The organism is Klebsiella sp. PL-2018, assembly GCF_019048985.1.
Lineage (GTDB): Bacteria > Pseudomonadota > Gammaproteobacteria > Enterobacterales > Enterobacteriaceae > Klebsiella > Klebsiella michiganensis.
In genome coordinates this window covers 4,591,995-4,615,175 of record NZ_CP077673.1, presented here as the reverse complement: position 1 = coordinate 4,615,175, position 23,181 = coordinate 4,591,995, and the positions used below count along the sequence as shown (strand labels likewise).

Annotated in this window: 22 protein-coding genes and 1 pseudogene; 19 read left to right on the top strand and 4 right to left on the bottom strand. The window is 54.0% G+C overall.

Going from position 1 to position 23,181, the window contains the following annotated elements; genetic code table 11:
* Nucleotides 1–2 precede the first annotated feature (2 nt).
* On the bottom strand, nucleotides 3–485 hold the full coding sequence (locus MKleb_RS21625) for an Hcp family type VI secretion system effector (protein WP_000997079.1): 483 nt from the start codon (nucleotides 483–485) through the stop codon (nucleotides 3–5).
* 965 nt (nucleotides 486–1,450) lie between these two features.
* Between MKleb_RS21625 and MKleb_RS21620 the strand changes: the two genes are divergently transcribed.
* The 19 genes and pseudogenes from MKleb_RS21620 to MKleb_RS21530 all read left to right on the top strand — a co-directional run bounded on the left by MKleb_RS21620 (nucleotide 1,451) and on the right by MKleb_RS21530 (nucleotide 20,540).
* The gene (locus tag MKleb_RS21620) at nucleotides 1,451–1,990 is read left to right on the top strand and encodes a fimbrial protein (protein ID WP_048260253.1); all 540 of its coding nucleotides are present in this window, start codon (nucleotides 1,451–1,453) and stop codon (nucleotides 1,988–1,990) included.
* A gap of 79 nt (nucleotides 1,991–2,069) precedes the next feature.
* Nucleotides 2,070–2,624 carry a fimbrial protein gene (locus tag MKleb_RS21615; protein ID WP_014226579.1) on the top strand — a complete coding sequence of 185 codons (555 nt, stop codon included), beginning with the start codon at nucleotides 2,070–2,072 and terminating at the stop codon, nucleotides 2,622–2,624.
* A 75-nt stretch (nucleotides 2,625–2,699) separates the two neighbouring features.
* Nucleotides 2,700–5,168: a fimbria/pilus outer membrane usher protein gene (locus MKleb_RS21610; RefSeq protein WP_217076185.1), complete on the top strand. Its 2,469-nt coding sequence runs from the start codon at nucleotides 2,700–2,702 to the stop codon at nucleotides 5,166–5,168.
* 25 nt (nucleotides 5,169–5,193) lie between these two features.
* On the top strand, nucleotides 5,194–5,937 hold the full coding sequence (locus MKleb_RS21605; RefSeq protein WP_032720410.1) for a fimbrial biogenesis chaperone: 744 nt from the start codon (nucleotides 5,194–5,196) through the stop codon (nucleotides 5,935–5,937).
* A gap of 18 nt (nucleotides 5,938–5,955) precedes the next feature.
* Nucleotides 5,956–6,585 (top strand): fimbrial protein, encoded by a 630-nt coding sequence (locus MKleb_RS21600; RefSeq protein ID WP_004137363.1) that lies wholly within the window; start codon nucleotides 5,956–5,958, stop codon nucleotides 6,583–6,585.
* The gene (locus MKleb_RS21595) at nucleotides 6,585–7,637 is read left to right on the top strand and encodes a fimbrial protein (protein ID WP_049083777.1); all 1,053 of its coding nucleotides are present in this window, start codon (nucleotides 6,585–6,587) and stop codon (nucleotides 7,635–7,637) included. The genes MKleb_RS21600 and MKleb_RS21595 overlap by 1 nt, the downstream gene beginning before the upstream one ends.
* A gap of 9 nt (nucleotides 7,638–7,646) precedes the next feature.
* Nucleotides 7,647–8,195, top strand: a complete 549-nt coding sequence (locus MKleb_RS21590; protein ID WP_014226575.1) for a fimbrial protein — start codon at nucleotides 7,647–7,649, stop codon at nucleotides 8,193–8,195.
* 22 nt (nucleotides 8,196–8,217) lie between these two features.
* A complete protein-coding gene (locus tag MKleb_RS21585; RefSeq protein WP_064358558.1) occupies nucleotides 8,218–8,889 on the top strand; it encodes a hypothetical protein in 672 nt (223 codons plus the stop codon).
* Nucleotides 8,890–8,993: 104 nt separating this feature from the next.
* On the top strand, nucleotides 8,994–9,200 hold the full coding sequence (locus MKleb_RS21580; protein WP_014226573.1) for a DUF4762 family protein: 207 nt from the start codon (nucleotides 8,994–8,996) through the stop codon (nucleotides 9,198–9,200).
* Nucleotides 9,201–9,270: 70 nt separating this feature from the next.
* Nucleotides 9,271–9,939, top strand: a complete 669-nt coding sequence (locus MKleb_RS21575) for a DsbA family protein (RefSeq protein ID WP_025106441.1) — start codon at nucleotides 9,271–9,273, stop codon at nucleotides 9,937–9,939.
* Nucleotides 9,940–9,941: 2 nt separating this feature from the next.
* Nucleotides 9,942–10,892 (top strand): lysophospholipid acyltransferase family protein, encoded by a 951-nt coding sequence (locus MKleb_RS21570; RefSeq protein ID WP_025106442.1) that lies wholly within the window; start codon nucleotides 9,942–9,944, stop codon nucleotides 10,890–10,892.
* A gap of 9 nt (nucleotides 10,893–10,901) precedes the next feature.
* A pseudogene (locus MKleb_RS21565) lies at nucleotides 10,902–13,014 on the top strand (peptidase domain-containing ABC transporter).
* Complete coding sequence (locus MKleb_RS21560) at nucleotides 13,011–14,171, top strand: efflux RND transporter periplasmic adaptor subunit (RefSeq protein WP_014226569.1); 1,161 nt, start codon at nucleotides 13,011–13,013, stop codon at nucleotides 14,169–14,171. The pseudogene MKleb_RS21565 and the gene MKleb_RS21560 overlap by 4 nt, the downstream one beginning before the upstream one ends.
* The gene (locus MKleb_RS21555) at nucleotides 14,171–16,114 is read left to right on the top strand and encodes a MacB family efflux pump subunit (RefSeq protein WP_025106444.1); all 1,944 of its coding nucleotides are present in this window, start codon (nucleotides 14,171–14,173) and stop codon (nucleotides 16,112–16,114) included. The genes MKleb_RS21560 and MKleb_RS21555 overlap by 1 nt, the downstream gene beginning before the upstream one ends.
* Complete coding sequence (locus MKleb_RS21550; RefSeq protein ID WP_025106445.1) at nucleotides 16,111–17,508, top strand: TolC family protein; 1,398 nt, start codon at nucleotides 16,111–16,113, stop codon at nucleotides 17,506–17,508. Before MKleb_RS21555 ends, MKleb_RS21550 begins: the two co-directional genes overlap by 4 nt.
* Complete coding sequence (locus tag MKleb_RS21545; protein WP_014226566.1) at nucleotides 17,495–18,748, top strand: beta-ketoacyl-[acyl-carrier-protein] synthase family protein; 1,254 nt, start codon at nucleotides 17,495–17,497, stop codon at nucleotides 18,746–18,748. Before MKleb_RS21550 ends, MKleb_RS21545 begins: the two co-directional genes overlap by 14 nt.
* Nucleotides 18,745–19,539 carry a MaoC family dehydratase gene (locus MKleb_RS21540; RefSeq protein ID WP_025106446.1) on the top strand — a complete coding sequence of 265 codons (795 nt, stop codon included), beginning with the start codon at nucleotides 18,745–18,747 and terminating at the stop codon, nucleotides 19,537–19,539. Before MKleb_RS21545 ends, MKleb_RS21540 begins: the two co-directional genes overlap by 4 nt.
* Before the next feature lie 16 nt (nucleotides 19,540–19,555).
* The gene (locus tag MKleb_RS21535; RefSeq protein ID WP_004853570.1) at nucleotides 19,556–19,807 is read left to right on the top strand and encodes an acyl carrier protein; all 252 of its coding nucleotides are present in this window, start codon (nucleotides 19,556–19,558) and stop codon (nucleotides 19,805–19,807) included.
* A 1-nt stretch (nucleotide 19,808) separates the two neighbouring features.
* Nucleotides 19,809–20,540: an SDR family NAD(P)-dependent oxidoreductase gene (locus MKleb_RS21530; protein WP_025106447.1), complete on the top strand. Its 732-nt coding sequence runs from the start codon at nucleotides 19,809–19,811 to the stop codon at nucleotides 20,538–20,540.
* A gap of 25 nt (nucleotides 20,541–20,565) precedes the next feature.
* On the opposite strand, the gene MKleb_RS21525 is transcribed toward MKleb_RS21530, so the two are convergent.
* The 3 genes from MKleb_RS21525 to MKleb_RS21515 are packed head-to-tail and all read right to left on the bottom strand — an operon-like array spanning nucleotide 20,566 to nucleotide 23,018.
* Complete coding sequence (locus MKleb_RS21525; RefSeq protein WP_029946895.1) at nucleotides 20,566–21,831, bottom strand: HD domain-containing protein; 1,266 nt, start codon at nucleotides 21,829–21,831, stop codon at nucleotides 20,566–20,568.
* A complete protein-coding gene (locus MKleb_RS21520) occupies nucleotides 21,797–22,285 on the bottom strand; it encodes a hypothetical protein (RefSeq protein WP_025106449.1) in 489 nt (162 codons plus the stop codon). The genes MKleb_RS21525 and MKleb_RS21520 overlap by 35 nt, the downstream gene beginning before the upstream one ends.
* Nucleotides 22,278–23,018, bottom strand: coding sequence for a winged helix-turn-helix domain-containing protein (locus tag MKleb_RS21515; RefSeq protein WP_025106450.1), 741 nt, complete (start codon nucleotides 23,016–23,018; stop codon nucleotides 22,278–22,280). The genes MKleb_RS21520 and MKleb_RS21515 overlap by 8 nt, the downstream gene beginning before the upstream one ends.
* Nucleotides 23,019–23,181 lie beyond the last annotated feature (163 nt).

The following is a 23,181-nucleotide window of genomic DNA, read 5'->3' as shown; positions in this document are numbered from 1 at the left end:
TATTAGGCTGTTTGCCGTTCATTCCAGGCATCGGTGAAAATTATGTTTCCATCACAATGTTTCCAGGTGATTTTCTCATACCTTAGCTCCACAGATTCAAGATGGTTGTTGTTCTTGTCTTCTGGGGAAGCCATTGTAGGTGATATTGATACGATTCGAACTCCTTCAAGTAGCATATTGAAGTATTCCACTTCCTGACCAGCATCGCTGATTTTATACCATTTGATTTCAGCAGATTTCAGGTTCTGACCAGTAGCAACTGCTTTGTAGAGGTATGGGCTGGAATAGTCGAATTCTTTAACGATGATCATTGGTGAGTGCTGACGAGTGCCGGTAGGCTTGCCAGTGGCATTATCAGTGGGAATGGAGAGATTATGGTGAAACCCTTTAAACTCTATACTGAATTCTCTGTCTGCAACATCACAACCGCCTTTGATTAGTGCTCCCCCATCGTCATAGAGCCACATATTACCCGGAATAGCCATGTACTTTTTTCCTTATGTAGTTGTAAATCCCTGTAAATAGTGTATCTATTGAGCGAAGGTGAGTAAATAACCAATATGTGGTTTTTTGCTCTTTTGAAGAGTTAGTTACCTGCTTCTATCAAACCGCACTCATATTCCCAAAAATGTATACCATCAGTAAGCCAGAACTTACTTAGCAATTACTTTATTCCTCAATTTGAACAGGTTAACCCTTGATGAAGGGTACTGCTGCATCATCGGGGTATGGGCGTCAAGATATATAGGGTCAAATCCAGTTTTAATGAGTTAGCGGAGTTTATTGTTTTCATGACGTCGCGCTATCGCTCATCGGTTCCCGTGAAACTGTGCATTTCTGTTTATTGACTCATGAGCCGTATGATAACGGAGTCTTCAGGTCAGGAAAACAAGAAGCAGCGGCGGTATGCCGGCGGAGGAGGTCGCAGCGGAAAAAGGCTATACTGGCGAATGCAGGTCGATGGTATAGACGGGGAGACATCCGTTTTCACCGGCGTCGTACGCCTCGCGTTATTTCCCTTATTCCGTCTACTTTTCACCGTTGCGTGTAGCAGAAAAGGGGCTTTGTTAATAAAATGTGATCTGTGTTACAATTCTCTTACCATCAACATCTTTCGTTTATCCTCTATTAATCACCTGGCGTAATTTGTTTTTAGGATATATCTCAGCATTCTGCGAGTTAATTTCCTATGGTGGCATTGTTCGCGAGGTTAAATCTTTTTTTAATTCCTTTGTAAATGTATCTCTTTTTACCTAAAAAATGATTTGTTAGTATTTTTGTCGACCAGGGGATCTGGCTTTAATTAAATTATTAATATTAATTAATAGTCTAATTATTGAAACGGATTTTTCGGTGATGCGGAGGGCTGCAAATTGTTATGAGAGTATAACTCAGCAATTTTATAGCTCCTTACTCTTTAGGATAAAAATTTATAACGCAGGAATTTTCTATGAAACTGAATAAAGTTGCTATGGCTGTGGCATTAACTGCTGCTCTCGGCTCAATGTCTGCACTGGCTGATACCACTAATGGTCAGATTGAGCTTCAGGGTGAGCTGGTGAATACCGCGTGTGGTTTAGCGCCGTCGTCCAGCCCGGTAACCGTTGATTTTGGTCAGGTTCCAGTTTCCCTGCTGCAAGGCGGTGGTCAGGCAACTGAAACCAAAAACATCGAGCTGCAGTATTGCGATACCACCATCGCCAGCAGCGCCGTTGTTTCCTATACCCCGACTTCGGTTAACCCGAACGATCCTACTCTGGCTGCCTTTACTTCTGGTACCGCATCTGGTGCAGGTATCGGCCTGAAAGATAGCGCTAGCCAGACTGTGACCTGGGGCGCGCAGACCACGCCGGTCACCCTGGTCGATGGTACTAACACCATTCCTTTCGTGGCCTTCCTGAAAGCGGAAGCGGCATCGGGCGGTTCTACCCCTACCGTAACCGCGGGTGCATTCCAGTCAACGATCAATTTCACTATCGATTATCAATAATCGATTTTGAATTATCGCTCGCGGGGAGGTTCCTCCCCGCGATATTGGATGGTGTACCCGATAATATGGAATTCTGAGTATGGTTAAGGATACAGAGAAAAAGAGACTGATGGCGCTATTCGTATCGGTATTACTCTTTTCCGGACATGCTTCGAGTACTAATTTTACGCCCGGACAGCTGGCGCTTTCGGGGGAGCTGGTTGCTGCCGCCTGCGATATTGATCCCAGCTCGCGGGAGCTATGGGTGGATTTCGGCAACATATCCGCTCGCGATATTAATATGGATCAAGAAGGCAAGCTCGTCCGGCCTTTTCTGGTGCGCTTAGTGGGCTGCGCGTCTTACGGCAGCGAAAATCAATCAACGCCCGGTGCTTATGCCACGATTACTTTTACCGGCAATGCGTCATCGCAGGACCCGACCGTATTAATTCCGGATGGCGAAGGAAAGGGGTTTGGTATACAGATTCGCGATCGCCGTGGGGAAGTTTTAACTTTTGGAGAACCCTCTTCGGGATATCTGCTAAGTGATGAGAATAATACGCTGAAATTCACCGCTTCGCTGGTTCCGGTTCAGCAACATATTAAGGCTGGGGATTTTTACGCCGTCACTCGTTTTTATATGGATTACAACTAGACGCAAGCCAGCTATTGCTGTTGTAGCTTGTTTACCGCGCACGATATTTTACTGAATGATTCGGGATGAATAGTCATGTCAGCAGAACTAAAAATAAAAATAATCCTCTCTCAGATGCTTTTTTTCTGCTGTGCTTCTATGGCTTGTGCCTCAACCGACGTGGAATTCAATACCGACGTACTGGATGCCGCCGATCGCGACAATATCGATTTAACCCGTTTCGCCACCGACAACTATGTCCCGCCGGGCGAGTACTTATTAGATATTAAAATAAACGGCCAGGCGGTCGGGCAGCAAAAGGTTCGCTATCTGGCTTCTAAAGACCAGAAGCATACCCAGGCCTGCATTAACGGCGAAATTCTTGCCAGATTGGCGTTGAAAGAAGAAGCGCAGCAAAAGGTCGCACAGCCGTTTGCCGATTGCTATGACCTGCTGAGTCTTCCTGGCGCTACGCTCAGCAACTACGCCGGGGTGCTGGACATCACCGTCCCGCAGGCGTGGATGAAATACAACGATCCGAACTGGACGCCGCCGGAGCGCTGGGACCAGGGCATCGGTGGTTTTTTGCTCGACTACAGTCTGACCGGGCAATATACCCGCCAGCTTGATATGCATGAAGATTACACCACCCTGAGCGGATACGGCCAGACCGGGTTTAACCTCGGCGGCTGGCGTTTGCGCGGCGAATATCAGACCAGCTATTACAGCGCGACGCATCAATTTGATTTCGACATGAATCAGATCTACGCCTACCGTCCGCTGCCGATGATGGCGGCAAAGCTGACGGCGGGGGAGATCTACCTTGATTCTCAGGTCTTCGACACCGTGCGCTTTACCGGGCTTAATCTCGCCAGCGATGAGCGTCAGCTGCCGCCAAACCTGCAGGGCTACGCGCCGGAAATTCGCGGCCTGGCCAAGACCAACGCCAAAGTGACGGTGAAGCAGAGCGGGCGCATTATTTATGAAACGACGGTTCCCGCCGGGCCGTTTAACATTCAGGATTTACGCAGCTCGGTGCGCGGTACGCTGGATGTTCAGGTGGAGGAGCAGGACGGTTCCATTTCAACGTTCCAGGTTAACACCGCCAACATTCCTTACCTTACGCGTCCCGGCTACGTGCGTTACAACGTGGCTGTCGGCGCGCCGTCCCGCTATAACCATAAAATTCAGGGGCCAGGTTTCGCTTCCGGTGATTTCTCCTGGGGGATAACCAACGCCTGGTCGCTGTACGGTGGTTTACAAAGCGCAGGGGCGGAATATACCGCGGTCTCCGCCGGTATTGGTCGCGATCTCAGCGTACTGGGCGCGCTCTCGCTTGACGCCACCGAATCCTACAGCCAGCAGTCAAACCAGAAGCGGCTTAAAGGCACCTCGTTTAAGCTGAGCTATGCGAAAACGTTCGACGAATATAACAGTTCAATTACCTTCGCCGGCTATCGCTTCTCTCAGGAAGATTTCCGCTCTTTCTCGCAATATCTCAACGAGCGTTACGAGGGTTACGACAGCCTTGGCCGTGAAAAAGAAGTCTATACCATCACCGGGAATAAAACGTTCTGGGCCGATGAGCCAGGCAAAGCGACTACCGTCTTTCTGACCTATACCCACCAGAATTACTGGAATCGAAGCAGCCAGGATCGCTACGGCATCTCGTTAGGGCGCTCGTTTAACGTCGGTAATATTCGCGGGATCACCACCAATATTTCGGCCTACCGTTCCGATTACGAAGGGCGTAAAGACGACTCTATTGCTTTCTCGCTTTCCATTCCCGTTGGCGATAGCAAATGGAGCGGTCTCGACGTACAGACCAATAACGGCAAAACCAGCCCGATGCTCTCGTACACCGACAGCAGCGACTACAACAACCTGTGGCGACTGCGTGCCGGGGCGAGCCAGAGCGGCTATGCCAACGTCGACGGCTACTATCTGCGCCGCTCGCAGTATGCCGAAATCAACAGCAACGCCAGCTATCAGCAGGATCACTACGTTTCCCTGAGCAGCACCCTGCGCGGCGGCTTTACCGCCACCCGGCACGGGGCGGCGATCCACAACAGCGGCGCGACGCTTAACACGGCGCGCGTGATGGTGAATACCAACGGTATCGGCGACGTTCCGCTCAATGACGGTAAATCAAGAACCAACAATTTCGGTATTGCCGTTATTCCGGACATCGTGAGCTACAACAGCTTTGATACCCGTGTTGATGTCGATGCGATGTCGGAATCCATCGAACCGGCAAAGGCCATCAGCACTGCCACGCTGACCGAAGGTGCCATTGGCTATCAGACCTTTGGCATGGCCAAGGGCGAAAAAATGATGGGGATTATTCGCCTGGCTGACGGTACCTATCCACCGTTCGGCGCGGAAGTTATCAACGGCGATGGCGTGAGCGTCTCCATGATTATGGAAGGTGGCCAGGGATGGCTGGCGGGGGTGAATCCTCAGGAGCTGCTAAGCGTAGTGTGGAGCGGGAAAAAGCAGTGCCAGATTGCCATCCCGCCGACCATCGTGCGTCGTTCGACAGCCGCGCTATTGCCGTGTAAATGACAGTGACAGTAATAAAAGGCCAAAAATGAGCATAACAAGCAACAAATTCTGCTGGATGGGCGTTGTGATGCTGGCGGCGGTAAGCGGTACCGCTCAGGCAGGGGTTTCGCTGGATCGCACGCGTCTTATCATCACCGGTAAAGACAGCTCGGCGAGCGCGAATTTAACCAACACCAGCCCGGATATTCCTTTCCTCGCGCAATCGTGGGTTGAGGACAGCAAGGGCAACAAAATTACCTCTCCGCTGGTGGTGCTGCCGCCTTTACAGCGGATTAACGGCGGGCAAAAAGGGGTGGCGCGGGTCACCAAAACTGACGGTATTAACCAGCTGCCGCAGGATCGGGAAAGCCTGTTTTATTTAAGCGTGCGCGAAATCCCGCCCAAGCCGGATAAAGCGAATGTCCTGCAGTTAGCCATGCAGTCGCGGATTAAATTATTTTACCGCCCGACGGCCATTATTCCCAAAAGCAAAAGCGAGATTTGGCAGGACCAGGTCGTCTTTCAAAAGAGCGGCAATAAGATGACCGCGCAAAACCCGACGCCCTATTACATCACCATTATTAGCTTGTCCCGCGTTAAGGGTGAAAAAATCACTAAGTTTCCGGGGATTATGATTGCGCCGAAGTCCAGCATGGAGTTCAGCGTAACCGACGGCGGCGTGCGAGATTTCGCCATGATGTATGTGAACGATTATGGCGGTCATCCGGAGCTGAAATATCGCTGTGAAGGAAATACCTGTAAAGCGCTGCCGCCATCGCAGCAAGGGTAATTAAAGAGGAACCTGATGATGAAAACGCGTCTATCGCTATTAGCACTGTTTGTATTCGGTATCAGTATGCCAGCGCTGGCCGACGCTGATATTCCGCTACAGCCACAGCACTATAACCGGGATCATCAGGGGGAAGATGGCGGTAACGTGATATTCAATGGCTCAGTTTATGCCTCGCCTTGCGTGCTGGCGCCGCAGAGCCGCCTGCAGATTATCGAGATGGGTGAAATCAGCGCCCGCCGTTTTCATCAGGCCGGCGACCGGAGCCAGCCGGTGCTGGTTCGCGTCGAACTCAGAGATTGCCTGAAAGGCGCCTCGCAGGCGCGCGACAGCATCGCCTCACGGACGACGGGCAGCAGCAAGCATCTCTACACCACCGGCGAGCAGGCGGTTCAGCTCACTTTTATCGGCGAATCGGATGAACATAATCGCCAGCTGCTGCGCCTGACCGGCAGCATCTCAGGAGCCGGTATTCGCCTGCTGGATGTCAAAGAACGGGCGCTGGATATTAATCAAACGCAGCCGCCGTTTATTGTGAAAACCGGCGATAGCAGCCTGACGTTTATTGCCGTGCTGGAGTCAACCGGACGAAACGTGACCGCGGGCAACTTTAGCGGACTGCTGCGTTTAAAAATGGAGTATCTCTGATGACGACGATGGTTATCGGGCGAAAATCTTGCGTCACGCTTTTACTCTGCGGCGGCTTATTATCCCTTGACGCCAGCGCGGCGATTGAAGGGGAAATTACGCCGGTCGGCGGACCTAAAATGTATAATATTGACGTGGTCAATCAGGATATTACCAATAACAGCATTGGGGCAACGATTCCTTATGAATTTTCATTGGGCGAGCAATATTCTGGTATAGCCAGCTGTACCATTCCCATGGAAAACCAGGCGATTTATTACTCTGCGACAGCCTCGCTGATGCAGCAGGGAAGCGCGTCGGGCTATTTAAAGCTCAATGATTATATGGATGTCAAAATTGAAATTTATATCCGTGGTAAGCGCATGGATTATTTTGCGGTGCCTTTTTATAATGAGCCGAATAACGCTTTTCAGAATAAATGCGTTCCGCCAACTACCCAGTTTAATAACTTTGAGTCCGGCGCCAAGGGGCGGGTAACGTTTATGATTACTAAGCCTATTGTCAACGGCGTTAACCTGTTGGGTACAGAAATCGCCAAGCTTTACGGCCGCCTGGGGAACTATAGCTCAGGAATGGGCAGCACCCCGATGTCGATTATCTCGATTAATTCCGGGGTCATTACCGTTCCGGATAAATGCATTGTCAACTCAGGTTCACCGATCGTCGTTGATTTTGATACCATCCCCAGTTCGGGGTCGCTGCTAAATGGCAATAATTACAGCCGGTCCGTGCCGATTCAGGTGAAATGCGAAGGGGGAAGTTTCGCGAACGGTAATTTAAATATTCGCCTGGGCATTCAGCAGGCCAATACCGCCAGTTTTAATAGCGATTATTTAGGGACCACCGGCGCCGTCGATCGATCCAATCTTGGCATTATTCTGAAAGATTCAGGCGGCAGTTTAGTGGCCGCGAATAGATTTTATGACGTGCCGGGTTTTAATAATAATCAGGGAACCTGGAATCTGACCGCCGCGCCGATTGCCAATGCCGGGACCAACGTTCTCGAAGGGGATTTCCAGGCATCGGCCACCGTGGTCGCTGAGTTTCAGTAAGGGGGCAGCATGCGTCAATTTATCGCATCTATGGTACTTCTGGGCTTACTGTCGGCGGCCACGCCGGCGTACGCCAGCGGGGAACTGATCGGCGGCGACTTAACCTTCAAAGGCACCGTGGCGGCCCATGGCTGCAGTATCGTTCCTTCATCCAAAAATATCGCCGTGGATTTTGGCCAGATTTCAACCCGTACGCTCTATGCGGAGAGCAAATCACAGCCCAAAGCGTTTGTGATTGAGCTTAAGGATTGCAGTACCGATGTTTTTAATTCCGTTACCGTAACCTTTAGCGGGACGGAAAATGCCAATATGAGCGACCGTCTGGCGATTACGCCGGTAGCGCCAAATTCCGCCAGCGGTATTGGCATTGGTTTTGAAGAGAGTAACGGCACGGCGATTTCACTCAATACGCCAACAACCGCGGTCGCCATTTCCGATGCCACCATGCAGTTAAATTTTAAAGCTTTTGTTGAAGGGGAACCGGACGCCTTGAGTAACAAAACCTTGCAGACCGGTGCCTTCCAGGCAACAGCGTATTACACCCTTAATTACCAGTAGAATAGATCAAGGATGATGATAAATGAGCCGCCGTTTCTTTCTCTACGATAAAAATATCTTTTTCTCAGAAGGCGTACGTTCTTTGGTTGACGATCTTGCCGCGCATGACGGCGACTGCGCTTTCTCAAGGCTCGATCAGTTCTCTCAGCTGATTAATACGCTGCGTCTGCCGAAGCAGAAAGAGGAGCTGCGCTGGGTGCTCTGCGATGTCGACAGTTTGCCGGACGAACGCTTTAATGCGCTATACACCATTAAAGAGTACTACTGCCGGGAAAATCAGCAGCTGGTGATTTTATTAGGAGAAAATAATATTTCTCTGTTTTTTGCGCTGCATTCGCTGCTCCCGGAGGCGAGCTGGTTATTAAAAAATGAATCGCTGGAGAATTTTTTCAAATTCATTGAAAGCGCTGATTCGATGGTGGCAAAGAAAATATTTTATAGCCGCTCGCTAATTAATTATACCCGACAGAAGTGGTTAGCCCGGGATTTTAATAACAGTATCTCCAGCGATGACTGGTGGTTAATGGAAGAAATATTCAAAGGGAAGTCATTGTCGCAAATTTCCTCTGAGCAAAAAATTGATGTTCGTCGACTGAGCCGCTGCAAACGGGGCCTGATGAAAAAGTTAAATGCTAAAAATAACGTAGAGCTGTTTAATATTTTCAAATGTATCGTCGCCACCCCCTGCGTATAACAGCGTACAAAGTCTAACATCGACAGAATTACTGGCAGATAGCTAAGCCAGTAGGTAAGTGTAAGAAAAATACATTTCAATATAAATAGTTAAGGATCTAACAAATGCAAAAATTAAGTATGATTGAAGCGTCAACTATTATTGGCGGCTGCTGCAAGGAAACTTGCACAAGCTCTTACGAGACAGTGGTCGTTGGCGGTGTTTCTACCTGTAAACAAGTGACCACCTGTACGGATAAGCACGGTTCAACCGTTAGCATGAAAGATGCGCCGGACAGCATGTGCGTCGTGCCAAATAGCGCCCGTTATTAATCACTGATGTGATACATGGAGGGGGAACCCTCCATGTATTTCTCCGCTATTTTCGCGAGCCTGGTATCAAATGAAGATAAAACCTATTACCGCCGTTGGCTATACGTTTCTGGTGGCGTTAATTTCGTCGCTAATTACCGTGCTGTGCTATCACATATTTGTGTTTAATACATTTTCACTGGATAGCAGTCAGCCTTCCGCCCTGCGGAAAATTGACAGCGCAACCGTTGCCAGTAGCCCAATAAAAAATGAGAAAAGCATTATTGAAGTGATGTCCTATGGCTGTCACTACTGCGCATCGAACGAGGAAGAGATCGAAAAATTCGCCGCCACGCTACCCGCGGATAGCACCTTTGAAGTTATCCATATTACTGGCGAGAATAACGGCCTGGCGGTCTTTGCGCCGGTTTTTGCGACCCTTGAAGTCATGGGTATTGAGCGCCAGACGCGCGACCAGGCGTTTAACGCGGTAATGACCCGCGGGGTTAATTTAGCCGATGAGGAAACGCTTAATGGCTGGCTGAAAAAGAATAGTATTGATGTCGATAAATACCATCAGCTAAGCCAAAGTCAGGCCGTCGCCGAGCGTCTGGAATATATGGCGAAAATCACCGAGCTTTATGACATTAACGCGACGCCGCTGTTTATTGTGAATAAGAAATACGTAGTGGCGAAGGATCGTCAGTTTCCTGAATTTGCCGACTATTTGCGCCAGCTGTTAACCCAGGATAAGGAGTAAGCGTGGCGCGCTTTCTCATCGTCTGGGGCGTCTTCAGCGTAAGAAAATGGTCCGCGCAGCTGAGCTGGCGCTACCGGCCTCTTACCGGCTACGGCCAAAAAGCGGTGCGTAGAGTCATGCGTTTTACCCCGATGCCGCTGCTGCTGCTGGCGGTTCGCGCGCTGTGTCGGCTGCGGCTGCTGGGCAGACAGTACCGTGGCCGCAGCGCCGTGGCGACGCAAAACTACCGCTGCCTGACGGGCGTCGAGGGCCGAATCGATGCCGGATGGATAGCCATGCGCCGCCAGCTGCTGGAGATAGGGGCGACCTGGGGACAGCACCCGGCCACCCTGGCCCAGATGCAGGCATGCACGCGAGAGCTTGACGCCGTTGTCGCTCCCCTGGCGGCGCAAAAGACGCCGGTCGTCCTTGCGCCGCTGCACTGCGTTTCCGATATCTTAGCGGCGATGGTCGGGGCTGGCGTGACGCCGGGCAAAGCCAGCGTAGTGGTCTCTTCCAGCGCGGAAAGCTACACCGTCGCCAGCCGTAAAATGGGCGGCGTCGCGCTCTCTTATTGCTCAATCCACCAGGATAATACATCGCTGGCTAGCGAGCTTATGGCGTTAATGACCAATGTATCGGCAGGGCGGGAAAATATGATTATTTTCCCCGACATTCCTGCCGATTACACCGTGCAGACCCCGGAAGCGCAGTCCGGGAAAATAAGCTGCCGGATATTTGGCCGCCCGGCAAAATTACATAGCGGGGTACAGCGGTTTTCTCGCATCGTATCGGCGAAGGTGGTTTTTTATCACCTCTATTATCAGCACGGGATAAAAATAAAGATCTATTCCCCGCTGTCGCCAAAAGAGGTCGCGGCAAAGCTACCAACGATGATTGAAAACACCCTGCGCGATTATCCGCAGGATTGGCTTTTGTGGCACAGCCATTCGCTCTATTTTATTAATCACTGATGCATCATCATGAAAAAGATTATTCCTGATATGGTTTTCCAGGAAGAGACCAATGAATGCGGCCTCTCCTGTATTGCGATGCTGGCGCAAACCCAGAATATTCCGTGCTCGCTGCCGGCTTTGCGGGAAATTTTCCCGGCATCCGATCATGGGACATCGTTGAGCGATTTATCCGTTATCCTGCAGCAGATCGGCATTGCCACCGCGCCGGTGTTGTTCGATCACGCTGAGCTTCATGCGCTGCCGTTCCCGTCCATTTTGCACTACGGCGCCAGCCACTATGTTCTGCTGGCCTGGCGAAAAGGGGATTACGTCTGCGTCATGAATCCGGCGATTGGCCAGCAGTGGCTGCCTTTCTCGGCATTAAAAAAAGAGATTAGCGGCTATGCGCTGATCCTTGAAGAGTCGCCCGGCGCGATTGCCGGCCCGGACCCGGTTATTGCCGGCGCGCAGCAGGAGATGCCGCGGGCGATGAGCCTGAAGGAGACCGCGGCGGTACCGGGCATTTATAAGCTGATGCTCTTAACCTTCCTGGTGTCGCTCACCCTGTTTTTAATGCCGACGATGGTCAGCCGGGCGATCAACCAGGCCTTCTCTGACGTTCAGAATACGCAGTTTCCTTATTTATGGTTCATCCTCGCCTTTGTTGTATCCACGCTGCTGGCGCTGGGCGTCAGGGTGATTAGCGAGCGATTTATTCGCCGCTTTGTCCTGCTTAAGAGCGATATCGGTTTTTCCCGCCTGCTGAATAATCCGCTGCGTTTTTTTTGAAAAACGCGCGCCGGGGGACGTTTTCAGCCGTTTTATCGCCTGGCAGGGCGGGATGCTGCAAAAAATCGAACTGGATAACGGGCTCCGCTCGGACTGGATCATCTGCGTTATCGCGATCGGCATTATGTTCTGGATCTCCCCGGTGCTGGCGCTGATTTCCGCCGTGGGTATTGTGGCGATGGGGCTGATCAGCGTCTGGGCCATTTTTCGCGACCGCTGGTATACGCAGCAGCTGCAGCTGAAAAGCGCGACGCTGAATGACTTTTTTATGGAAACGCTTCAGGGCGTGTTAACCATCAAGACCGCCGGGCTGGAAACGCAGCGTAAAGCGCAGTTTGCCCGTTTGTCTCATGACCTTTTCACCTGCCTCCAGCGGCAGAAAGTCTATCAGCAGGTCAAAGAGGGACTGTACCAGCTGACCGGCAGCCTTGAGATGGTGGTTTTCATGCTGGTGGTGCTGCCGCTGGTGCACGCAAAGCTTATCTCGCTGGGCGACTTTTTTGCCTACAGCTTTTTACGACAGATTTTTACCTCCTACGTCACGCGGATATTTTATGCCGTGATCCGTAAATCACAGCTGCACGTGATCGATACCCGCGCGCAGGGCCTGTTCACCCGCCATGAGCCTGCTGCGCCCCAGTTTGCTCCGCTCAGCGGTGAAGCAGTTCCGCGGCTGACGTTCGAACAGGTGAGCTTTCATTACAACCCGCAGCGTCCGGTACTCAATGCCGTTGATCTCATCCTGGAGCCCGGCGATCGGCTGGCGATCGTGGGCGACTCCGGCGCCGGAAAAAGCACCCTGCTGCGGCTGATGGCAGGGCTTTTTTCCGCGCAGCATGGGCGAATTTTGCTGAACAACGATGAGGTGAGCGCGCAGCAGCTGGCGTCGCAGGTATGGCTACAGAGTCAGGAAGACATCCTGTTCAACGCCTCGGTGCTGCAAAACATCACCCTGTTTGATCCGTGGTACAGCGACAGCGACCGTGGGCGAGTGGAGGCGCTGGTCGAAAAAATGGCGCTGGGGCCGGTGGTTCAGGCGCTGCCGGGAGGAATGGAGGCGCTGATCCGCGAGAGCCACTCGGCGCTCTCTTTAGGCCAGCGTCAGCGGCTGATGCTGGCGCGGGCGCTCTACAGCACCCGGCCCATACTGCTGTTCGACGAACCGACCGCCAATCTTGATGATGAAACCGCGGAAACGGCGATCCTCGCGCTGTGCCAGCACTGCCGCGAACAGGGCAAGACGCTGATCGTCGTGACCCACAGCGAGCAGATCCTGCATCATTTCACGCGGGTTTATCGCCTGAAGGAAGGCAAGCTGCGCGATATCACACAGGGAGAGGTGGACCAATGAGAAGAGCATTTTTACGCCGCCGTAAAACGTGGCTGTTTGCGCTGGTCGCTATGCTGGCCATTGTTGCCGCCGTCTACTATCAGCGCTCATTTCCGGCACAGGCCGAGTCGATTGATACCGTTACGCTCGATCGCGGGGATATCGAAAAGGTCGTGCTGGCGAGCGGGATTATCAAACCTGCCGTTCAGGTGAGCGTCGGCGCACAGGTCAGCGGCCAGCTGCGTAAGCTGTACGTGCGCCAGGGCGAGCGGGTGCGCAAAGGGCAGCTGTTAGCCGAAATCGACCCGACGCTGCAGCTTTCCGACTTACGCAACGCTACCGCGCAGCTGGCCAGCGCCAGAGCGCAAAAGCAGGCCTCTGAGGCCACGCTGGTGCAGTACCGTAAAGCGCTGGCGCGCGAGCAGGCCATGAGCCGCGACGGCTCCGGCGTGAGCAGCGATCTCGAACAGGCGCAGGCGCAGTATGCCGCGCAGGTTCAGCAGATAGCGGTGAATGAGGCGCAGATTGTGCAGGCGGAAATGAGCGTGCAGACCGCCAACGCCAACCTCGGCTATACCCGCATTCTCGCGCCTATGGATGGCGAAGTGCTGGGCATCGTGACCCGTGAAGGGCAAACCATCGTCTCCTCGCAAATTGCGCCTACGATTCTGGTGCTCGCCGATCTCGATAAAGTCCAGGTCCAAACCCGCATTTCCGAAGCCGATATCCAGAAAATCCATCCGGGACAGCCGCTATGGTTTTACGTCATTGCCGACCCGCAAACCCGTTATGAAGGGGAGCTTGGCTATGTCCAGCCCGCGCCGCAGGAGGCGCTGGAGGAACAAAACGCCGGCGCGTCTGCCGGTAACCAGCAGAGCAGCGCCATTTACTATAACGGCACCTTCGAGGTGGATAATCGCCAGCGATTGCTGAAAACCTCGATGACCGCCCAGGTGTTTATCCGCATCGCGCAGGTGAAAGATGCGCTGCGCGTGCCGGTTGCCGCGCTGGGGCGTTCGCTCGGGGATGAGCGCTACCTGGTCGTGGTGCAAAAGGAGAACGGCAGCGAGGAGCGCACCATCCGCATCGGGATTAACGACCGCCAGTATGCGCAGGTTCTTGAAGGATTACAGCCCGGCGAGCGGGTGGTGATCCCGCAGGATGCGGGGTCCGTCTGATGGCTGAGCCGTTAATCTTGCTGAACAACGTCACGCGTCATTTTGTTGCCGGGACGCAACTGATTCCGGTGCTGAAATCCATCTCTCTGACCATTATGCCCGGCGAGATGGTGGCGATTATGGGCGCTTCCGGCTCGGGTAAATCGACGCTGATGAATATTATCGGTTGTCTGGATAAACCCAGCAGCGGTGAAGTGTATATCAACGGCATCGCCGCCCATCAGGCCGACAGCGCGGCGCTGGCGGAGCTGCGCAGCCGCTGGCTGGGATTTATTTTTCAGCGCTATCACCTGATGCCTTATTTGACGGCGGAAGAGAATATTGCCATCCCTGCGCTCTATACCGCGATGCCCGCCGCTGAGCGCCAGGCGCGCATTACGCTGCTGGCGGAAAAGCTGGGCATTGACGCGCGCCTGGCGCATAAACCCGCGCAGCTTTCCGGCGGCCAGCAGCAGCGGGTCAGCGTCTGTCGGGCGCTGATCAACGGCGCGCAGATTATTCTCGCCGATGAACCCACTGGGGCGCTGGATAGCGTCAGCGGCCGGGCGCTGATGGATGTTTTGCACCAGCTGAACGCTGACGGGCATACGGTGATTATCGTGACCCACGATCGCGAGGTAGCGCAGCAAGCCCAGAGGATCGTCGAGATCAGCGATGGGCAGGTGGTCGCCGACAGCACCCACGGCGCGCGTGATAATCGCGGCATTCCGCGGCTGCCCGCGGTACAAGATAACGGTCGGGCCTCGCTGTCGCGCAGTATCGGAGAGTCGGTACGGATGGCATGGCGGTCGCTGCTGGGGCATCGTATGCGCGCCTTTTTGTCGATGCTGGGGATTATCATCGGCATTTCGTCCGTGGTTTCCTCCATGGCGGTGGGAGAAGGCGCCCGGCAGAGCATCATGAATGAGATTGGCAAGCTGGGTAATACCACGCTCGAAATCCGCCCCGGCACCGGCTGGGGCAGCAAGCGTCCGGATATGGAGCGGGCGCTGTCGCTGGATGATATCGCCAGCCTCGGCAAACAGTCGTGGGTGCTTGGGGTGTCGCCGATCGTCTCCAGCATGACGACCGCGGTGCGCCAGGGGTTTGATTCCTCGATTATTCTTTCCGGGGTTTCCGCCGACTATTTCTCGCTGCAGGGTATTCGTTTCCTTCACGGCAACGGTTTTACCCACCGCGATGTCGACGATCGTGAACCGGTGCTGGTGCTGGATGAAACCAGCAAAGAGACGCTGTTTCCCGGTAATGAAGATCCGCTGGGTAAAATTGTGCAAATCGCCGGCGCACCGTGGCGGGTGATCGGCATCGCCAGCAAGCCGGGACCGAAGGTGGTCAGCGGATTTATGTCGGCCTGGATCCCCTATACCTCTTTATTGCAGCGGATTTCCGGGGACAAACCGCTGGAGGCGCTCACGCTGCGCTTTCAGGAAACGCTGTCGCCGCAGGACGCGGCGCGGCGGGCGGAAAGGCATCTTATCCGCGAGCACGGCAAAAAAGATTTCTTTGTCCAGACCGACGAACAGCTCGCCAACGCGCTGCAAAAAACCTCTGACTCCATGTCGCTGCTGATCACCGCGATTGCCGCCATCTCGCTGCTGGTTGGCGGCGTTGGCGTCATGAATATCATGCTGGTTTCCGTTACCGAACGCACCCATGAGATTGGCATCCGGCTTTCGGTCGGCGCTCGCCCCAGCGACATCATGCATCAATTCTTAATTGAGGCGGTGATGATCTGCGCGCTCGGCGGGCTGACGGGGGTATTGGGCTCCTGGGCCGCCGGTAACCTGTTTGCCCTGCTGACGCAGGAGTTTTCCATGGTCTTTACCTGGCTGCCGGTAGCGATGGCCTGCGGTTTTTCCGCCCTGATTGGCCTGACGTTTGGCTATTTTCCAGCGCGCCGCGCGGCGCGACTGAACCCGACGGAGGCGCTGGCCCGCGAATGAGACCGCTGACTTTATTACCGTTAATTGTATTGCTGACGGGCTGCGGGAATTTAACCCGCAGCGATTATCAGCGCCCGCTGCTGTCGGTGCCGGAGAACTGGCAGAGGACGGAGGGAGACAGCATCGCGCGCTCGCAGGAGAAAGCGCAGCGCTGGTGGGACCGTTTCGGCGACGAACGTCTGTCGCGGGTGGTGGGGCAGGTGCTGGAAAGCAATAACGATCTCGCCGCTGCCGCCTTAACCCTTAAGCAGGCGCGTATTTCCGCTGGGCTCACCCGAACCAATATCAGCCCTGACGCGAGCCTCAACGGCTCCGGCAGTAACTCAAAGCCGCTCAACAGCGGCGGTTCACAGGAGAGCTACAGCGCCTCACTGTCCCTGAGCTATGAACTGGATCTGTGGGGCAAGCTGGCGCGGATCCGGGAGCAGAGCGAATGGGAGGCGATAGCCAGCGAGCAGGACTACCGGGCGACGATCCTGTCGACGATTGACACCACCGCGCAGCTGTACTGGAACATCGCTCTGCTGAATCAGCAAATGACGTATCAGGCGGCGAGTCTGAATATCGCCAGGCAGACGCTGGCGCAGATTGAGTCCTGGCAGCGAGCGGGGAAAGTGGGCCTGCTCGATGTGCTGCAGGCGCGGCAGACGGTCATCAGCCGGCAGAATCAGCTGTTGAGCCTGAAGCAGCAGCGGGCAATTTCCCGTAACGCGCTGGCGCTGCTGCTCAACAGACCGCCGGCTCAGCATACCGATGAGTCCTCCGCGCTGGATGTGCGTCAGCATATCGCTATTGCCAACGCCACGCCGCTGGCCGCGCTCGCCAGCCGGCCGGACCTGCAGGCGGCGGAATCCCGCCTGCGGGCGGCGCTGGCGGGCTCAGACGCCGCGCGGCTGAGCTTCTATCCCACGCTCTCGCTGCAGGGAACGCTGAGCGCCGGAAGCCAGCTCTTTCACCAGTGGTTTAACGACCCGCTGCGCACCGTGGGCAGCAGCGTTTCCGCGCCCTTTATCCAGTGGAACACAGTACAGCTCACCGTGGAGCAGGCCAGCGTGAAGGTACAGCAGGAGGCGGTGAACTTTCGCCGCACCGCCTATACCGCGCTGTCGGAGGTGGACAACGCGATGGAGAAGCGGCTTAACGCCGACGAGCAGCGCGATCGTCTGCTGCAAACGCTGCAGCTGGGCGAGCAGCGTCTGGCGCTCACCGGTAGCCGCTATCGCTCAGGGGCGGTGGATTATCAGACTCTGCTGAACGCCCAGGACGCGCTGCTTGATGTGCAGAACAGCCTGGCGCAGAACCAGTACGACTATCTTTATGCCACTTTGCAGCTTTGGCTGGCGCAGGGAGGCATTAACCCGCAACAGAGGACTTCCCAGAATGAGTCACAGTAACTCCCCTTATCGCGTGGTGATAACCGGCTATGGCGCGGTGACTCCCCTCGGCGATAGCGCCGCCGAAAGCTGGCAGGCCATCATGGATTATCGACGCGGCTACCGCTATGTGGATCTCTCCGCGAACGGTATTCACACGCATTTTATCGGTCAGGTGGCGAATGAACCCAGTCTTAAGGGGGTTCCCGCCGCGATCCGTCGGCGTCTGCCGCGTCACGCGCGCCTGGCGCTGGCCGCCGCGCGGGAAGCGGTGGCGATGGCCTTTGCGGGCGAAGCTCCCACGGCGTTTTATGACCCGCTAATGTGCGGCGCCATCATCGGCTCCGGCTGGGCAGGGCTGGATGAAAGCTATCTGGCGGTACCCGAGTTTGAGAAAACCGGCGTCTCCTCGCCCTTTAGCTGCTTTTTTTCCATGCCCAACGTGAGCACCGCCGCCTGTAGCCAGCTGTGGAATTTGCGCGGCTATCAAAATACCCCGGTCGCGGCCTGCGCCACCGGCACTATCGCTGTCGGCGAGGCCTATGATGCGATTCGCTTTGGCCGCGCCAGCATGCTGCTCGCCGGCGCCGGGGAATCGCTAAACAGCGTTTGCGCGATCTGGAATATCGATGTGCTCGGCGCGCTGAGCCGGGAAACGGAGTCGCCGGAACGGGCCAGCTGTCCGTTCAGCCTGCAGCGCAGCGGGTTCGTGCTTTCGGAAGGCGGGGCGGTGCTGTGCCTGGAGGAGCGCGAGAGCGCCCTCGCGCGCGGGGCGACGATCCTGGCGGAGGTCACCGGCTATGCTAATTTCTCCGACGCGGTGGATTTTACCTCCCCGGCGGAGGACTGCGTAGCCCGCGAGCAGACCATCCGTTGGGCGCTGCGCGGCGCAGATCTCCAGCCTGCCGACCTCGATTATATCAACGCCCACGGCACCTCCACGCCGCTCAACGATCTCAACGAAACGCAGTCGCTGAAAAAGGCGCTGGGCGACGAGGCGTACCGTATCCCGATTTCCAGCACCAAAGCCTACTCCGGGCATCTGATTGCCGCCGCAGGGAGCTTCGAGACCATTGTTTGTCTGCAGGCGATGGCGGCGGGGATCCTGCCTGCGACGGCCCATTTAACCCAGCCTGACCCGCAGTGCGATCTCGACTATATCGCTGAAGGGCACCGTCAGGGGGAGATACATCGGGCGCTGAATCTGAGCTTTGGTTTCGGCGGCGCGAACGCCGCGCTGGTGCTGGAGAAACACGCGTGACGCTGCTGCACTACACCCTTGCCGACGCGCGGCAGTGGGCGGCGTTTTCCGGCGACGAAAACCCGATTCACTTCGACCTCGCGGCAGCGCGCCAGATGGGCGGGGGACAGTTGAGCGTCCACGGAATGCGCGCGCTGCTCGACGTGAAGCGCGATGCCCACTCCCGGCTGTACCACCCTGAGCGTTACGTAAAATGCCAGGTTCGCCTGCGCAGGCCAATATGGTGCGATACCGACTGGCTGTTAACGCCCGGGGTAGCCAAAAATCGCCTTTTATCCGCCACATCGGTCAGCAATCCGCAGGATGGCGAACTCTGCCTGTCCTGCCAGATGAGCACGGCGGCCGAGCCGGAATCGCTGGTGGGTAAACAGCCCTGCACGATTGCGCCAAAGACGCTGCGCGAGCTGCAGTCCTGCTTCAACGCCGCCTGGCCCGGCCTGGCGCAGTGGCAGTTTCTTGATGCCTTGCTGTTCCGCCAGCTGATTGGCGATCCCGCGCTGCTGCGCCAGGAGAACATCGCGGCCCTGCTCGGGCCGGGGGAAACCTCGTTGCAGCAAATATTTACCCGCTATCCGGTGCTGCAAACCCACCAGGAGGTGGTGTTTGATGCTCGTCTCGCGGGCAAAGCGACGCCGATTTGGCCCGAATCTCTGGCGCTCTGGCTGCTGCCCTCGCTGGTGGTGGGCCAGGCCGAACAGGGGGCGCTGGTGCGCATCGCCGCGGCGGCGCAGCTGGATGACCTGATAATAACGAACGTGGTCACGCTAAAAGTTGGCCCCGTGCATAATTGATAATTAAGGATAATTTATGACTGCCTATGATGAAGTTCTGCAAAAAGTATGTGAAATGATTTGCGATGCGAAAGACCTGGAACCGGATGAGATTGATGAGAATACGCCGCTGGTTCGTCTGAAATTAGATAGCCTGGACTACGTCGAGCTCATGGTGCTGGCAAAACGTGAATTCAATATCACCCTGGAGGCGGACTGGTTTATTCACAATCCGGGGATCACCCTGGGCGAACTGTGTCAGCACATCAGCAAAGAGTCAGGTAACTGATATGGCGCAACAATGGATATTGGTGACCGGCGGCAGCCGCGGTATCGGTCGGGCGCTGGTCACCGGCCTGGCGCAAAGCCGCAACGTGGTCTTTACCGGCCGCGATGAGGCTGCGATTAACGCCACCCAGGCGGCGAGCGAAAACTCCGCCCACCGGGTACAGGGATACGTCTGCGACGGCAACGACGCGTCGCGGGTTGAACAGCTTGCGCAGGCGCTACTGGCCGAGCGGGGGGCACCGGAAGCGATTATTCACAATGCCGGGATAGCTCGCGATGGCCTGCATATTCATCAGGACGCCGCGCTCTGGCGCGAGGTGTTGGAAACCAATGTGATCTCTATGATGAACTGGAACCGGGTGCTGCTGCCGGCGATGCTCACGCAGCGGCGGGGCTCCATCGTGATGATGTCGTCGGTCAGCGCGTTAAAGGGCAACGTGGGGCAGACGGCGTATGCCGCGAGTAAAGCGGCGATGAGCGGTATTGCGCGCTCGCTGGCGCTGGAGGTCGGGCGTTTCGGCATTCGGGTCAACTGCCTGGCGCCGGGCCTGATCCGTACGGAGATGCTGGAGGAGATACCCGCGCAAAAATTGAAAGAGATGCGCCAGTCGATCCCGCTACGCCGATTGGGCGAAACGGATGATGTGCTGCAGGCGGTGGCATTTTTAATCGGTGAGGGGAGCCAGTATATGACCGGGCAAACCCTGGTTCTGGACGGCGGATTGAGCGCCTGAGTCTGTGATTAGGCCGGCTTAGCTTCTAAAGGGAATGCGTGAGTTGCGCAATGCGATTCATTAACGCCTGTATTTCGCCAGCGGTTGCACGATAGACCTGGATAATCTGTGGGGAATATTGGGCAATCAGGGATAACATAAACGGGGGAATTTCCTCTCCCGGGTTATTTTTTATTAACTGCGCCAGCGACTTCTCTTCCGCTTTCGGTCCATTTAGCGCATGGACCACCCGTCGGCTCACCGCGATAAGCACGGCTTCTGGCTTAAGGATTTCCTCGTGTAATTGAAGCGGCGCGGGGCCATTTTGTATGGACATCCACTCAGAAATATCATCAATACCTTCAATAGGATAAAGCGTGTGCCGGGCGTTGTCTGACGCACCAATGCGTTTTGACGGCGGGCTATGATCCAGACAGGAAATATTATGCAGTAACCCGCCAATTTCTACTTTCAGCGCTTGCGTCGCGCTCATTTCTATTTTTGTCGCCAGATAACCGGCAATGTGCCCGACGGCGGCGGAGTGCCAGGGCGTCTGCTGACTGAATTGATCGATAATAAAAGAGACCAACTCGGCAATATCGCGGAGGTTGTGTAAAGAGAGGGTGTCGTTATGGACGCCGGAGATCGCGTTAATGTAATCGCGATAATCGGTGGACGCCATGACGGACCAGAAATGGCCATCGGCGGAGAGCGTTCTGAAGGCCTGAATATACTCCTGTTTATAAAGAATATTAGCTCCGGCAGCAACGATGTCGACCAGCTTGTTGCTTAAAAAGGCGCTATGGTCGGTACGGTGCTCGCAATAAAGTACATCCAGCCGGTCAGCGAAGAAGAGCAGATGGCTCTCTTCGGGCACCCGCTCACCTTCAATATAATACCCCAGACCGTTGCGCCAGCGGGTGTGATGATAGCGAACGATTCTGTTGAGCGGGCGAAACAGCGGAATTCGGTTAAGCAACTCGCTGCCGATTAGCGCGTGATTATTATGTTCATTATCGATGTAGTTGAGCGGCTCAAGGCGCGACTTTTCATTTAATCCGCCGACATCATGAATAAGCGCGGCGAGAATGGTTTTACGCCGCTGGGCCGCAGAAAAATTGACTAAATTTGCCAGATGCGATGCGATAAACGCCGTTCTGACATGGTGCAGATTTAGCCGTGGGTTAATCATATCAATGATATTAGCGATGCTGGCTAACGTCGGTAGTAAATGTATCGTCATGATATCTTTATAATTAAAATTAATGAGATAAATCTCAATCAATGATTGTTTTTTGACGCTGGCAACCATATTGTGGGAACGTTTGGTTACCGAATAAAATAGTATCATCATTAACGCGATTGATATAGATGATTCTATCATTAGTTTGGTTGCCAAAGAGGATTTTTTGCGCGATGTTATCAGGCGTATTATCACCGTTGTGGCGAGTGGTTTGCGAATCAGAAATATAAAAAAGATGACCCGCAGCGGTGCTTTTTTTTAAGGTGATGGAGAGGGCGCGCGAGACAATGTATTTATCTCCCGCGCTGGTGAGCAATCCCTCAAGGTTGATTATAAGACGATGGTTGGAAAACTCAGCGGACAGCAAGCCCTGGGAGCGGAGAACATTCTCATTTATTTCCTCTGTAAGATCGTATTGTGATTTACAGGAGAAAGCGTCATGGCTGTTGAAACAAATGTACAGGATGGAAGCTAATGCCAGCGTTAGCGTACAGGCCAGCGCGATAAAAGCGTATTTACGCATTTTTTATTTCCTTATAGTAGTAACTGTGGCACTGCTGGTACTTTATATCGCATTTGAGTATGAATATATCCATATAAATACCTAAGTCCTGTTCCTGATTTAATTGTCGGTTGAAAAGATAAATTTTCTTGGGTGTAGAACAATCGAGCCCCGAGGGGAACAGCTTTTTATTTCTGAGTACTTCCCCCACGCGTAGCGCTCCTGCGCCATAAAAAATACATTTATCCTGAGTAAAAATCGCTGTAGGGGACTGTTTTTGATGGGTAAAAAACTGTAAAAGTAGCATCAAAGCTATCACCATCGGGATAAATAAAATGGCGACTTTGCGGTGTTGCCACAGCAAACTACGCCTGGGAGGTTCAGGGGCCAGCGTCGGGAGAGTGAAAGAGGAGGAGTAATCATTGTCGCTGGTGATAATGACTTCCTCAGAAATTTTAAAGCCAATTCGCGGTACCGTAATAATCACATTTTTCTCAACGCCCAGATCCGCAAGGCTGCGACGCAGCGTTGAGATGTATTGATTCAGGTTGCTATTAGAAGGTCTGGCGCCATATTTTTCAAACACCGACTGAAAAATGTCAACGCGAGAAATAATATCCCCACGGTATTGTAACAGATTGGTCAGGAGGCGAGTGGAAGTAGCAGAGAGTTCAATACAATCACCGGTCAAAAGATTGACCAGCGATGCTTCCTCAGTATCAAATGTAATAAATCCCTCTATATCGAACCGCATTTTTATCTCCGCACGGAATTAAAAATTCACTCTTTATATCAGGGTTTTTATCATAAAAAAAAGTGAATTTCAGATAAATGTACTGTTTAAGTTGAAATTTAAAGCTAATGTTGCCGTTTTCGTAGGGGCAATCCATACTGCCGTGTACTTAATGACAGAAGGA